Genomic DNA, 13,804 nt, shown 5'->3' with positions numbered 1-13,804 from the left:
CGAGCCGGTACGCGAGATGCTGATCGAAGCGGTGGAGCGGCGCTTCGGAGCGATCGAGGCGATCCCCGAGGATCATGTCCTGGAATTCCTCAGCGACAACGGCGGCGCCTACATCGCGGCCGACACCCGCAGCGTGGCGCGCCAGCTCGGGCTGAAGCCAATCAACACGCCCGTGTGCAGCCCGCAGAGCAACGGCATGGCGGAGAGCTTCGTCAACACGTTCAGGCGCGACTACGTCAGCCGCATGGACCTGAGCGACGCGCCGACCGTGATGGCGCAGCTGCCGGCGGCGTTCGAGCACTTCAACGAGGCCCATCCGCATTCGTCGTTGAAAATGAAGTCACCCAGGGAGTTCAGGCGGCTGCAAGCCGCGCAGACGCGAAAGGTCCAGCAAGAGGGACCAGCGCTAAGTTGCGACTAGAACGTGTCCGGGAGTACGGGGGCAAGACCAGTTAGCCGTTCCGCACTAGACTCGCCGAAAACAACAACCATCAGGAGAGGACTGTGCGAGCAACCCAGGTTGCAGTGCTGAGAATGGTGCTTGCCGCGCTGTGGCTGCTCGCCGTAGCGCAGGCATCGGCCCAAGTCGCCTACGTAACCAGGCACCCGGCTATTCGAGCACTCCGTTCCGAGCTCGACACCCCAGAAGACCAGATCGACTTCGCCAAGGCCAAGGTGGCGATCGACCGCATCGTCGATCCCTCCATAGACGCCCAGGCAACGCTGACGCAAATCGATGCGATGGCTGCACAGGTACGAGCGATGTTGCCGCCAACGGCAACGGGAGAGCAGCGCGCGGGCGCGCTTCGTGCGTTTCTCTACGATGCCGGGCCGTGGAATCGCGGACTGGTGTTCGGCTACAACTTTGCGCACCCCGACGGAACGCACATTTCCGACAAACTGCTTGCGAACTACATCCGCACACGCAAGGGAAATTGCGTGTCGATGCCTTTCCTCTACATCGCACTTGCTCAGAAACTGGACCTGACGGCGCGAGCTGCACTCGCGCCGTCCCACGTCTTCGCCAAGCTTCTCGACGACAAGGGAACCTGGCACAACATAGAAGCGACCTCCGGCGGATACACGCGGCGAGACATCCTGTACCGGCAGGATCATCCGATGACGGACACCGCCTTGGCCAATGGCGTGTACATGCGAACGCTTACCAAGCGCGAAACGGTGGTCGCGATGGCGCACGTCGTCGCAGAGATGTACGCGGAAATGGGCAACGCCGAGATGTTGGTCGCCGCGTCAGAAGTAATTCTCGAGCGGAGTCCGAAAGATGTCGACGCATTGCTGCACAAGGGGTACGCGCACGTGCTGATGATTCGCCAGCGTTTCGCGAGCAAGTACCCCACGCCACGAGATATTCCCGTGGAAGAACGCGACGAGTATCGGCGACTGCGGGCAATCGCGGACCTGTGGTACGACCGCGCCGAGGCGCTGGGCTGGCGCATGCCAACCAAGGAGGATGACGCGCGATACCTGGCGAACGTGAGAGGAGCCGCTGCGGCGGCGAAGAAACAGAATATGGAGAAGAGCCGATGAAGAAGATCCTTCTAGCTATCGCAGTCGGCGTCGTCGCCAATGTCGCTTGTGCGCGCTACATTCAGCCTGACCCCATCGGTTTGGCGGGCGGCCTCAACCCATTCGTTTACGTCAACGCCAATCCTTTGGGCGAGATTGATCCTGAGGGATTGCAATCATGGCGGCGGCCAAACCGGCCGGGATGGCCCGCATGGGCGCAGCCGACAAACCCTTCAGACGCCTGCGCGACGCCGGAGTGTGCTGCAGGTCTGTCGCTGCTGCGACCTACACCTTATAACAACCCGGATTTCAACAAGGACCCCTGCGTCATCGCTTACCTGCGCGAGAACTACGGCAACTTCATGGCTGATACGCTGCTTCCCAATTTCAGCGGCTTCAGCTACGTGCCTGGAAGCGGATATGCCTTCCAAGCCGGTCTAAGCGCTATTGCGTCAATGACAACGAAGGGCGCTGTGGTGGGGACCGCTTCGGGCGTTGCCGTAGGCGTCCAGGCGATGGGGGCCGCGGGTGCCGGTGTTGCTGGAGGCTCCTCGTCATCGGCCTTGCTCATGACTGGAACGATGGCAAGCGGTGCGGCTACCGGCGCAAGCATTCTGCTGGCCGCCGGGGGCGTAGGCGCGACCGCGTACTCCTCTGCCGCGAATGCGGCGGCGCTACTACACTGCAGCTGCCGGAGGTAGCGTGCTAGCGTTGGTCACCGAATTCCCGATACTCGCGGGCATCATCGCGCTCATCGTGTCGCTCGTGGTAGGCGCCATCGAATTGGATGCCGTGAAGTCTAAAGTGCCGCCTGCGGTGACGTGGCTCACGGGTGCGGGCGCCATCATTGCCTTGGTTGGGAGCGCGCCGTACTCCGCAATTCTTCGCCTCCTTGTGATCCTTGCACTTCTTGGAGTCCTGGGCGCAGGAATTCGGTGGACGCTGAAGAACGCATAGTCGGGCACAGAGCGGCCCGCACGACTGTACGAGGATCAATCCAGCGTTGGGGCGGTGTCGTCTTTGTAGCGGACCGTGCCGGCCAGTCAGGTAGCGGTCTGCCTATGCGTAGCTGTCAACCGGCACATGGACCGACGACGCTGCTTGGATAAGAATACTTAGCTGATCGGGCCAGCCGTAGTCTAAGCCTGCTACTGCCGGCCAAGGACCCCTCATCGGAAGCTGCAGTTTTCGCTCTCGTGGAAGCCCTCGCGTCAAATCGACCAGGCTCATCGCGTTGGGAGCTACCGTCGCTTTGCGAGTCGGTCCATTTGTAGCCGCGTGTCCTGGGCCGCAAAGACCCCGTGCCGCGTTGTTGCAGCCGTTGATTACAGAGTCTCGTGGTGCGAGGCTTCACCGCTTCTCCAGTAAGCGGATGCCCGAATCGCGTGCCGACTGAGCCCCTTCTCGTCGACAAAGAGCCGCCGCCATTCGGCGACTTGCCGATTCTCGCCGGCGCACCAGACGAATGTGTCCTCGTCGGAGGCCAGTCGCAACTGCTTGACGGCCGACAGGCACTCCGCAGGCGTGGACACCCAGGCTATTTCCAGTTGGGACGGGGCGACGAGCGCGCGCCGGTCCCGCGGAGCAGCTTGAAGGATCGCCGTGCCGACTGCAGTGATGGGCAGCTCTTCCAGCCTCCGGGCGATCGCAGGAAGTGCAGACAGGTCGCCGACTAAGACATGCCTGTCATAGTCCAGCGGCACGATGAACGAACCTCGCGGGCCGCCGACTGCGATCTCGTCTCCGACGGTTGCCGCCGCAGCCCATCGACTCGCTGGACCGTCCGCATGCAAATAGAACTCGATGGTCAGCTCACGAGCATCGCGGTCGAAGTGGCGCGGGGTGTAGTCCCGTCGAATGGGCTCTTGTCCCTCGTCCGGAATGAAGACCTTCACGTGGTCGTCGAACGAGGCGCTGACGAAATCGTGAAGGGCATCGCCGCCGAACGTGATCGAGCGCACATTCGGCGTCAACATCTCGATGCGCCGAATAGCGACGTCTCGGCGCTTCAACTCGTGTCGCACCCGCTGGATGCGGCTGCCGTCATTTATGGGATCCAGAATATTTCTCCATCATGCGTACCGCTTGGTCCGCAAATTGTTCTTCATCTCGCGCAGCAGCGGCTGCAGCCGGCCGCCGCCGATACGCAGTGCCACCGTTGTGGCGAGCACGTCGATGATCATGAGGTGCAGCAGGCGCGACACCATCGGGCTGTAGCGTTCGTAGCCTTCGGGATGGTCGGCTGCCAGATGGATCTGGCCGGCGCTGGCGAGCGGCGAACCGGTGGCCGTGATCACGATGGTGGTGGCGTCGTTCTTGCGCGCGATGTCGCAGGCGTCCATCAGGTCGCGCGTGCGGCCGGAATTCGAGATCACCACTACGCAGTCGCCCGGCCCCAGCAGCGTGGCGCTCATCACCTGCATGTGGCCGTCGCTGTACGCGACGGTGCTCACGCCGAGGCGGAAGAACTTGTGCTGCGCGTCCTGCGCGACGATGCCCGAGTTGCCGGCACCGTAGAACTCGACGCGCCGCCCCGTCTTGTGCGTCGCCGCCAGCGCTTCGGCAGCACGTTCGATCGCGATCGTCGAGGCGTCGTTGCGGTACTTGAGGAATGCCGCGACGGCGTTGTCGACCACCTTGACCAGGACGTCGCTCGTGGAGTCGTCGGCGTCGACGTTGCGATGGATGAAGGGCACGCCTTCGCTCACGCTGCCCGCGAGCTTCAGCTTGAAGTCCGACAGGCCGTCGTAGCCCATGCTGCGGCAGAACCGCACGACGGTGGGCTTGCTCACGTACGCCCGGTCGGCGAGCTCGCTGATGGGCGTGTTCGCAAACACGCGCGGGTCGGACAGCACGAGCTTGGCCACACGCTGTTCGGCGCGCGCCAGCGACGTGATCGACGCGCGGATGCGATCGAGCATCTTCAGAGCTCTTCGGGCCAGCTCGCGCCGTCGCGGGCGATCATCGCGCTCGCCGCGCTCGGGCCCCAGGTTCCGGCGTTGTAGAGGCGCGGGCCGTTGTCGTCGTTGGCCCAGCCCTCCAGGATCGGCTCGACCCAGCGCCACGCCTCCTCCTGCTCGTCGGACCGCACGAAAAGGTTGAGCCGGCCGTCGATCACGTCGAGCAGCAGCCGCTCGTACGCACCAACGCGTTCCGAGCCGAAGCGCTTGTCGAAATCGAGGTCGAGGTGCACTGGCGTGAGCGTGTGGCCGTTGCGGCGCTTCTCCTGCCCCTGTGCCAGCAGGTGCAACTGCAGGCCGTCGCGCGGCTGCAGGTTGATCACGAGCTTGTTCGCCGCGCCGCGCGGCGCGTTGAAGATCGCGTGCGGCGCGGGCCGGAAGTTCACGACGATGCAGGCCTCGCGCCCCGGCAACCGCTTGCCGGTGCGGATGTAGAACGGCACGCCGGCCCAGCGCCAGTTGGCGATCTCGGCGCGCAGCGCGACGAACGTTTCGGTGCGGCTTTCGGGATCGACGCCGGCCTCGTCGCGATACGCCGGCACCGCGTGGCCGTCGATCACGCCCGCCGAATACTGGCCGCGCACCACGTGCTGGGCGAGGTCCGCGGGGCTCCAGGGCTTGAGCGAACGCAGCACCTTCAGCTTCTCGTCGCGGATGGCGTCGGCGTGCGCGTTGATCGGCGGCTCCATCGCCAGCGCGCAAAGCAGCTGCAGCGCATGGTTCTGCACCATGTCGCGCAGGGCGCCGGTCGTGTCGTAGAAGGCGCCGCGCTGCTCCACGCCGAGGTCTTCGGCCATCGTGATCTGGATGTTGGCGATATTCTCCCGGCGCCAGATTGGCTCGAACAGGGCGTTGCCGAAGCGCAGGGCGAACAGGTTCTGCACCGCCGGCTTGCCGAGGTAGTGGTCGATGCGGAACACCTGGTTCTCGCCGAACGCGCGGCGCACCGTGTCGTTGATCTCGCGGTTGGACGCGAGGTCGTGGCCGAGCGGCTTTTCGAGGACCATGCGAACGTTGGGCCGGTTGAGGCCGGCGGCCGCCAGCTGACCGATCGCCTGCGTGAACAGCTGCGGTGCGACGGCGAGGTACATCACCACGGTGTCCGCCGCGCGCGCTTCCAGCGTCGCCTTCAGGCGCTGGAACTCCTCCGGTTTCGAAAGATCCATGCGCACGAAGTGCAGCAGTTGCGCAAACCGGGCGAATTCTTCGGGGCTCGGCCGCTTGGCGCCGTCGACTTCGCCGAAGCGGCCCTGGATCAGCGCGCGGTACTGCTCGTCGCCGAGGTCGTCGCGGGCGACACCGATGATGCGGCCGTCTTTCGGCAAGGTGCCGTGGCGGAACGCCTGGAACAGGGCGGGCATCAATTTTCGCCAGGCGAGGTCGCCGGTGCCGCCGAACAGGACGAGGTCGAAGCTCATGCGGTGAGGTGTCTTGGGTTCATGAATTCTTTCGGGGAAACCCTATGTTAAACAATTGGGAAAGCGCTTACAATACTGTTTCCTACAGGCGGTCGCTTGTTGGCACTGCACTCTGAAAAAATCGAGTCAAACCCATGTTTCGCTATTTTCCTACCAACTACGTCTGGAACCTCTCGGTCGACCTGGCCATCGAGATGGGCGCGCGCATCGGTGAGATCGAGGCCATGTGCGCACCATTGCAGGAGGCCGCCAAGGCGCCCGATGCCGCCGGCACCCAGGCGTTTCGGGACACATGGTCGGCGATGGCCGACAAGCTTTGCGAGTTGGCGCAAGAGGACAAGGTGCGCGGTCGCCTGCTGTCGGCCGGCGAAAAGTACAACCGCGCGGCCATCTATTACCTCACCTGCGAGCGGTTGCAGGCGCACGGTGCGCCTGGCCGGCGCGAGCTCTACGAACTGTTCCTCGATGTCTTCGCGCAGGGGATCGAGCTCGCGGGCGAGAACTGCGAGTTCGTCCAGATTCCGTACGAAGGCACGTTCCTCTCCGGCCTCCTGGTGCGCGCGGAAGGGGTCGAGGGGCCTGCGCCGATCCTCGTCCAGGTAAACGGCTTGGATTCCACGAAGGAAATGAAATACCGGGTCGGCCTGCCGCAGTGGCTCGCGAAGCGCGGCATTTCCTCGCTCGTGGTCGACCAGCCCGGCACGGGCGATGCGCTACGCCTGCGCGGCCTGACGGCAAGGTTCGACAGCGAACATTGGGCGAGCCGGGTCGTCGACTGGCTGGAGACGCGCACCGACGTCGATGCAAAGCGCATCGGCCTCGAGGGCGTGTCCCTCGGCGGGTACTACTGCCCTCGCGCGGTCGCGTTCGAGCCTCGATTCGCCTGCGGCGTGGTCTGGGGCGCCAATCATGACTGGCGTGACGTGCAGAAGCGCCGCCTGGAAAAGGAAGGCAGCTTCCCCGTGCCGCACTACTGGTCCCACGTCCGCTGGGTTTGGGGAGCGAAGGACAACGACGACTTCATGAAGATCGCCGAGAACGTGCATCTCGACGGCGTGCTGGACCACATCCGCGTGCCATTCCTCGTGACGCACGGCGAGAAGGATTCCCAGATTCCGCTGAAGTGGGCGCAGCGCACCTACGACCAGCTCGTCAACAGCCCCCAGCGCGAGCTCAAGGTCTTCACCGACCGCGAGGGGGGGGTGCAGCACTCGAGTTTCGACAACAGCATCAACGCCGGCCACTACATCGCCGACTGGGTGGCAGAGACGCTCGGCGGCCGTGTGCGCCGCCAGGAGACAGCCCAATGAGATTCGCCACTGGCCTTGCACGCCGCAACCTGCTCGCCGTCGCCGTCGCAGCGTTACTCGGAGGCTGCGCGGCTGTCCAGGCGCCCTTGCAGGCGAGTGCGCCGGCAACGGCGCCCCGGCCTGCCGCCAACCGGCCGATGAACGTGCTTCTGATCATCGCCGACGACCAGAACGCGCGCCTGGGCACGTACGGCGCACCAGTGCGGTCCCCCAACGTCGACCGCTTCGCGCGCGAGGGTGTGCGCTTCGAGCACGCGTATGCGAATTTCCCGCTGTGCGGTCCCAGTCGCGCGTCGTTCTTGTCGGGTGTCCGGCCCAACACGATCGGCGCCAAGATGGACTTCATGAAGTTCCGCTGCGCGATGCCCGACGTCACGACGCTCCCGCAGTACTTCAAGGACCGCGGCTGGTTCGCCGGCCGCATCGGCAAGGCCTACCACCAGGGCGTGCCCAGTGATATCGGCCGCAGCGGCCCGGACGACGCCGCGTCATGGACGCAGGTGGTCAATCCGCGCGGCCACGACAAGGATGTCGAGGGCGACGTCCTGAACCTCACGCCGGGCACCGGGCTCGGCCGTGCGCTGGCGTTCCTGGAAGGCGACAAGGACGACGCGGACTACACGGACGGCAAGGTGGCCACGGCCGCCATCGAGATGATGAAGGCGAATGCCAACAAGCCGTTCTTCATCACCGTGGGGTTCTACCGTCCGCACGTGCCGGAGATCGTGCCGAAGAAGTACTTCGATCTCTACCCGATGCGAGACATCCCGGCGCCGGACGCCACGCCGGAGGAACTGGCTGCTCTGGTGCCCACCTCCAGGCTCACGGCGAACCCGCATTTCGGCATGACGCCGGAGCAGCAACGCCAGATGATCCGTGCTTACTCGGCGGCCACGACCTTCATGGACGCGCAGGTGGGCCGCGTCCTCGAGTCACTGGACAAGCTCGACTTGCGCGACAACACGATCGTCGTGTTCATGGGCGATCACGGGTTCATGCTCGGGCAGCATGGGCAGTGGACCAAGAGCATGCTGTTCGAGGAGTCGGCCAGAACGGCGCTGATCGTTCGCGCGCCCCAGGTGCAAGGGGGCAGGGCATCGGCCAAGCCGGTCGAATTGGTGGACCTGTACCCCACGATCACCGACCTGGCGGGGCTGCCCCGGTATGCCCGCAACGAGGGATCGAGCCTCGTGCCGCTGCTCGAGCGCCCCGACGATCCGCAATGGACCAAGCCGGCGCTGTCGCAGGTGTTCGGCGGGCGCAGCGTGCGCACCGAGCGCTACCGCTACACGGAGTGGGACCAGGGGCGGGCGGGGCGCGAGCTGTACGACTACACAACCGATCCTGCCGAGAAGCACAACCTCGCGGCCGACCCGGCGCATGCCGCCACCATCGCGCGCCTGAAGGCGATGCTGCCCGCCGGCCCGGTGGAAGCGCGCAGGGTCCATCCGGAAGACGGAGGCCAGCGCTACGGCTCGCGGGCCGAGGCGGAGGCTGCGCAACTGAAGTGCCCGGAATCCTGAGCGGCAACAACACAGCAACATCACAGACGCGCGGCACGACCGGGCAACGAGAGGAACCTTCATGAACATCATCGGGCCTGATGCCCTTGTCTTCGGCGTGGACGATGTCGCCGCCTGCACGCAATACCTGGTGGATTACGGCCTCGAGCCGGCCGGCGGCGGCCGCTTCGTGGCGCTGGACGGCACCGGCGTCGTCATTGCGCACCGCGACGATCCGTCGCTGCCGCCGTCCCTCGGCACCGCAAGCATGCTGCGCAAGACCCTCTACGGTTGCGCCGACCAGGCGACCGTCGACGCCATCGCCGCGGAGCTGGCGAAGGACCGCGAAGTCCGCCACCTGCCCGACGGCTCCATCGAGTCGACCGACGATCTGGGCTTCGTGCTGGGCTTCCAGGTCACGGTGCGCCGGCCGCTGAACCTGCCCACCGAACGGGTCAACGCGCCGGGCGCCGCGCCGCAGCGCCCACTCAATACGCTGGGTGCCGCGGAAGACACGCCGGCCAAGCCGCGCACGCTGTCGCACGTCGTGTACTTCGTGCCGGACGCGGCGAAGAACGAGGCGTTCTACGTGAAGCGTCTCGGCTTCGTCTGCACCGACCGCTTCACCGGCGTGGGACCGTTTCTGCGACCCGCAGGCACGAGCGACCACCACACCCTGTTCATGATCCAGACGCCGCCGCACATGAAGGGCTGCGAGCACTTTACGTTCCACCTGGGCGGTCCCACGGAAGTCATGCTGGCGGGCAGCAGGTTCGTCGCCAAGGGCTACGAATCTTTCTGGGGACCGGGCCGGCACAAGTTCGGCTCCAACTGGTTCTGGTACTTCAACAGCCCGCTCGGTTGCCACGTCGAGTACGACGCCGACATGGACCTGCACGATGGCGCATGGACAGCGCGCGAGGCGGCGATGGGCGCCGACGGCTCGCAGTTGTTCCTCTTCCAGCACCGCGCCAAGTGGGCGCCCGGCGGGCCGCCTCCCGGGGCCCAGCGCGCCGCCGTCGACCACTGATCGACGTGGGGGACGCAACCATCGTGCTGTGCCGTGCCGACGAGATCGCCGAGGGCAGCGCCCGCGGCTTCGACCCAACGGGGACGGGCCGCGACACGATCTTCGTCGTCCGCCGGGATGGTTATCACGGTTGGCGCAACGAATGCCCGCACTGGGCGAATACGTCGATGGCCTGGCGCAAGGATGCGTTCCTGAACGCAGACGCGAGCCGGATCGTCTGCGCCGCGCACGGGGCGCAGTTCGAGATCGACACCGGGCTGTGCGTGCTGGGCCCGTGTCTCGGTGAGTCGCTGAGACCGGTGCCCTTGACCCGAAACGATCATGGCGAACTGCAGGTGCGGCTGTCCGACCTGGGGCACGCCGGCAGTGAAAGGATGACAACGTGAAACTCGCCACGCTGAAAGACGGCAGCCGCGACGGTCGGCTGGTTGTGGTGTCGCGCGACCTGAGCCGGGCGGTGCACGCCGACGGGATCGCCACGACCTTGCTTGATGCAGTCGAGCGCTGGAGCCAGACGCAGCCCCAGCTCGCCGCACTGTCGGAGCGGCTCAATGCCGGGGCCGTGCCCGATTCATTTGCGTTCGACGCATCGCAGGCGGCGGCGCCCCTGCCACGCGCGCCGCAGTGGTGCGATGGCTCGGCCTTCCTCAACCACGGCCAGTTGATGCAGCAAGCGTTTCATCTGGAGCCGATGCCCGACGCGGATACCGTGCCGCTCATGTACCAGGGCGGCTCGGACGACATGCTGGGTGGCTGCGACGACGTGCCGCTGCCCAGCGAAGCCCATGGCATCGACTTCGAAGGCGAGTTCGGCGTCATCGTCGGCGACGTGCCGATGGGTTGCTCCGCGCGAGGTGCGCGCAGCCGCATCCTGTTGCTGGTGCAGCTCAACGATGTGAGCCTGCGGGCGATGGCGCCGTTCGAAATGAAGCGCGGCTTCGGATTCTTCCATGCGAAGCCATCGACCTCCTTCGCTTCCGTTGCCGTGACCCCCGACGAAATCGGCGAAGCCTGGCGAGACTGCCGGGTTCACCTCGACCTGGCCATCGACCTGAACGGCCAGTGGTTCGGCAACCCGAACGGCGGCGAAATGCACTTCGGCTTCGACGAGCTCGTCGCCCATGCGGCCCTCACGCGTCGGCTGTCGGCCGGAACGATCATCGGCTCGGGCACGGTGTCGAACGCCGGCGGGGCCAAGGGGTCCGCCTGCATCACCGAGCGGCGAGCGATCGAGACCATCCAGCACGGTGCGCCGCGCACGCCGTTCATGCGCTTCGGCGACCGCGTGCGAATGGAAGCGCGCTGCGACGGCGCACCTGTCTTCGGTGCCATCGACCAGCGAGTCGTGCCGGCGCCCCCGCCCCAGGAGTAAGGCCATGCCCCGATTCGTCGACCTGTCGATCTACCTCGAGAACGACGTCCTTTCCGATCCGCCGCCGCTCGCGCCCAAGATCACGTACCAGAAACACGCCGACACGGTGGCCGAGTTCGTGCAGATGCTGCCCGGCACCACGGCGGCCGACTTCCCCGATGGCGAAGCGGCCGCCGCGGAGTGGGTGACCCTGACCACGCACAACGGCACGCACCTGGACGCTCCCTACCACTTCCACTCCACGCAGGACGCGAAGCTCGGCGGAAGCAGGCCGTCGATCACGATCGACCAGGTGCCGCTGGACTGGTGCTTCCGGCCCGGCGTGAAGCTCGACTTCCGGCACTTCCCCGACGGCTACGTCGCCACCGCCGCTGATGTGGAAGCCGAGCTGCAGCGCATCGGCCACACGCTCCAGCCCTTCGACATCGTCGTCGTCAACACCCGCGCGGGCTCGCGCTACGGATTCGGCGACTACGTCTCCGCCGGCTGCGGCATGGGCTACGAGGCCACGATGTACCTGCTGGAGCGGGGCGTTCGGCTGACCGGCACCGATGCCTGGAGCTGGGACGCACCGTTCTCCTACACCGCCAAGAAGATCGCGGAGACCGGCGACAAGTCGCTGATCTGGGAGGGCCACAAGGCGGGCCGCGACATCGGCTACTGCCATCTCGAGAAGCTGCACAACCTGGAATCGCTCCCGGGCGACGGCTTCACCATCTGCTGTTTCCCGCACAAGATCCGGGGGGCCTCGGCTGGCTGGACGCGTGCTGTCGCCATTTTCGAGGAGACCAAGGCATGAACTGCACATCGAAACTCACGGCCGGCGTGCTGGCCCTGCTGTTGGCGGCGGGTGCCGCCGCGCAGACGAAACTCATCACGCTGGGCACGCAAGGCGGCCCGATCCCGAAAGTGCAACGCTCGCAGCCGGCGACGGCCGTGGTCGTGCGCGACAGGGTCTACCTCTTCGACGCGGGCAACGGTGTGGCCCGCCAACTCGTCGCCGCCGGATTCAACTTCCGGCAGGTGGAGCGCATCTTCATCACCCACCACCACGACGACCACAACGCCGACGTCGGCACGTTGATGGGCCTGCAGTGGGCGACCGGCCGGCGTGCCCCGACGCATGTGTACGGCCCTGCCGGAATGCAATCGATGATGCAGGGCTTCCTGCAGTACTTCCAGCCGAATGCACGCATCCGCAGCGCCGACTCGAAAGGCCAGCCGCCGCCGGAGAAGATGTTCATCGCGCACGACATCCCGGGCTCCGGTCCCGTCTACGAGGACGAGTTCATCAGCGTGACGGCGCAGGAGAACTGCCACTACGCGCACGATTCGGCCGCCACCCGCCCAGGCATCGACAAGTCGTACGCGTACCGCATCAAGACGCCCGACAAGGTGATCGTGATCAGCGGCGACACCGGCCCTTGTCCGGTGCTGGAAGCGTTCTCTCGCGACGCCGACCTGCTCGTGCACGAAGTCATCGATCTCCCATTGATCGAAAAGGGCTTGAGGGGATCCCCGGCCACCGAAGCGCTGATGCGCCACATGATCGAAGAGCACACGACGGCCGAGGAGGTCGGCCGGCTGGCCACTGCGGCTCGCGTGAAGCAAGTGGTGTTGACCCACGTGATCCCGGGTGGAGACGAGCCGGACAGCGTGTACCTCGAGCCCCTGAGAAAGCACTTCAAGGGCCCGGCAACCGTGGCCCGTGACCTCATGTCGTTCTGATCGGGTAACTTCCAGATGACCAGCTCATTCAAATACGGCGTTTCCGTCTACAGCTACGTCAACGACTACGGCTCGATCATGACGCTCGAGGACGCGTTCGACCACATCGCCGATACCGGTGCCACCGGAATCGAGATCCTGGGCGAGGGGCAGGTTGAGGGCTATCCCGAGCCGTCGAGCGCGTGGCTGGATACCTGGTTCCGGCTGCTCGACCAGTACAAGCTGGAGCCGACGAACATGTGCTCGTGGGTCGACATGCGCTTGACGCTGTCGCACTGGCTGACCGTGGAGGAAGGCGCGGCTGAACTGGCGCGTGACTTGCACCTCGCTCACCTCCTGGGCTTCAAGTTCCTGCGGCCGAAGTTCGGCGTGGTGTCGCACGACCTGGTCCCCGACCCGAACTGGGAAGGCTATGTCGAGCGCAATCTCGACCTGGCGCACAAGTACGGCATCGTGATCTGCCCCGAGATTCATTCGCCCACGCCCATCAAGCATCCGGTGGTCGACGGCTACATCGATTTCATCGAGCGGACCGGCACGAAGAACTTCGGCTTGATGGTCGATACGGGGATCTTCCAGGACCGCCCGCTGGTCCATTGGGGCTCGCATCAAGTCACTGAAGAGATGCGCAAGCACATGGCCTTCCTCAACGGCATCGCGGTGAATCCGGAAGAGTTCCTCGACATCGCGAAGTACGTCGTCTTCATCCAGGCCAAGTTCCACGACATCGACGAGAACCTCGAAGACCAGAACATCCCGTGGAAGCCTGTGATCTCGGCGCTCAAGCGCGCCGGCTACAGCGGCTGGCTGTCCAGCGAATACGAGGGCTTGCGCTCGCCATGGCGGGCGATCGACCAGGTGCGGCGCCAGCAAGTGCTGCTGCGCAAGCTCGAGCGCGAGCACGATGAAGGCAGGTTTGCCTGACGACTGGCAGACAACAGAAAGACTGGAGAACAC

15 protein-coding genes are annotated in these 13,804 nt (G+C 65.4%); 12 read left to right on the top strand and 3 right to left on the bottom strand.

What is annotated here, in order from left to right:
• The 4 genes from H8R02_RS20080 to H8R02_RS20065 all read left to right on the top strand — a co-directional run.
• Nucleotides 1-421 (top strand): integrase core domain-containing protein (locus H8R02_RS20080; protein WP_187083246.1); only part of this gene is annotated, 421 nt, incomplete at its 5' end.
• 83 nt (nt 422-504) lie between these two features.
• Nucleotides 505-1,548, top strand: coding sequence for a transglutaminase family protein (locus tag H8R02_RS20075; protein WP_187083245.1), 1,044 nt, complete (start codon nt 505-507; stop codon nt 1,546-1,548).
• Nucleotides 1,545-2,228, top strand: coding sequence for an RHS repeat-associated core domain-containing protein (locus tag H8R02_RS20070; protein ID WP_187083244.1), 684 nt, complete (start codon nt 1,545-1,547; stop codon nt 2,226-2,228). Before H8R02_RS20075 ends, H8R02_RS20070 begins: the two co-directional genes overlap by 4 nt.
• A 10-nt stretch (nt 2,229-2,238) precedes the next feature.
• Complete coding sequence (locus H8R02_RS20065; RefSeq protein WP_187083243.1) at nt 2,239-2,484, top strand: hypothetical protein; 246 nt, start codon at nt 2,239-2,241, stop codon at nt 2,482-2,484.
• Nucleotides 2,485-2,852: 368 nt separating this feature from the next.
• Here H8R02_RS20065 and H8R02_RS20060 read toward each other — a convergent pair whose 3' ends face one another.
• Genes H8R02_RS20060 through zwf form a run of 3 tightly spaced genes read right to left on the bottom strand, consistent with a single transcriptional unit; the run spans nt 2,853 to nt 5,905 of the window.
• Entirely contained in the window at nt 2,853-3,539 is a 687-nt protein-coding gene (locus H8R02_RS20060) for a siderophore-interacting protein (protein ID WP_255429434.1), read from the bottom strand.
• 60 nt (nt 3,540-3,599) lie between these two features.
• Nucleotides 3,600-4,448 (bottom strand): MurR/RpiR family transcriptional regulator, encoded by an 849-nt coding sequence (locus H8R02_RS20055; RefSeq protein WP_187083242.1) that lies wholly within the window; start codon nt 4,446-4,448, stop codon nt 3,600-3,602.
• 2 nt (nt 4,449-4,450) lie between these two features.
• Nucleotides 4,451-5,905 carry a glucose-6-phosphate dehydrogenase gene (gene zwf, locus H8R02_RS20050; RefSeq protein WP_187083241.1) on the bottom strand — a complete coding sequence of 485 codons (1,455 nt, stop codon included), beginning with the start codon at nt 5,903-5,905 and terminating at the stop codon, nt 4,451-4,453.
• A gap of 134 nt (nt 5,906-6,039) precedes the next feature.
• Between zwf and H8R02_RS20045 the strand changes: the two genes are divergently transcribed.
• From H8R02_RS20045 to H8R02_RS20010, 8 genes are all read left to right on the top strand, one after another.
• Complete coding sequence (locus tag H8R02_RS20045; RefSeq protein ID WP_187083240.1) at nt 6,040-7,215, top strand: alpha/beta hydrolase family protein; 1,176 nt, start codon at nt 6,040-6,042, stop codon at nt 7,213-7,215.
• Nucleotides 7,212-8,738: a sulfatase gene (locus H8R02_RS20040; protein ID WP_187083239.1), complete on the top strand. Its 1,527-nt coding sequence runs from the start codon at nt 7,212-7,214 to the stop codon at nt 8,736-8,738. Before H8R02_RS20045 ends, H8R02_RS20040 begins: the two co-directional genes overlap by 4 nt.
• Nucleotides 8,739-8,799: 61 nt before the next feature.
• The gene (locus H8R02_RS20035; protein ID WP_187083238.1) at nt 8,800-9,747 is read left to right on the top strand and encodes a VOC family protein; all 948 of its coding nucleotides are present in this window, start codon (nt 8,800-8,802) and stop codon (nt 9,745-9,747) included.
• A gap of 5 nt (nt 9,748-9,752) precedes the next feature.
• Nucleotides 9,753-10,133 (top strand): Rieske (2Fe-2S) protein, encoded by a 381-nt coding sequence (locus H8R02_RS20030; RefSeq protein ID WP_187083272.1) that lies wholly within the window; start codon nt 9,753-9,755, stop codon nt 10,131-10,133.
• Nucleotides 10,130-11,119: a fumarylacetoacetate hydrolase family protein gene (locus tag H8R02_RS20025; protein ID WP_187083237.1), complete on the top strand. Its 990-nt coding sequence runs from the start codon at nt 10,130-10,132 to the stop codon at nt 11,117-11,119. Before H8R02_RS20030 ends, H8R02_RS20025 begins: the two co-directional genes overlap by 4 nt.
• Before the next feature lie 4 nt (nt 11,120-11,123).
• Nucleotides 11,124-11,918: a cyclase family protein gene (locus H8R02_RS20020; RefSeq protein ID WP_187083236.1), complete on the top strand. Its 795-nt coding sequence runs from the start codon at nt 11,124-11,126 to the stop codon at nt 11,916-11,918.
• Entirely contained in the window at nt 11,915-12,847 is a 933-nt protein-coding gene (locus tag H8R02_RS20015; protein WP_187083235.1) for an MBL fold metallo-hydrolase, read from the top strand. Before H8R02_RS20020 ends, H8R02_RS20015 begins: the two co-directional genes overlap by 4 nt.
• A gap of 15 nt (nt 12,848-12,862) precedes the next feature.
• Nucleotides 12,863-13,771, top strand: a complete 909-nt coding sequence (locus tag H8R02_RS20010; RefSeq protein WP_187083234.1) for a sugar phosphate isomerase/epimerase family protein — start codon at nt 12,863-12,865, stop codon at nt 13,769-13,771.
• Nucleotides 13,772-13,804 lie beyond the last annotated feature (33 nt).

It is taken from the genome of Ramlibacter albus (genome assembly GCF_014297445.1).
Classification (GTDB): Bacteria; Pseudomonadota; Gammaproteobacteria; order Burkholderiales; family Burkholderiaceae_C; genus Ramlibacter; species Ramlibacter albus.
Note: the sequence above shows the minus strand (reverse complement) of the source record. Positions and strands in the feature narration are given on the sequence as shown.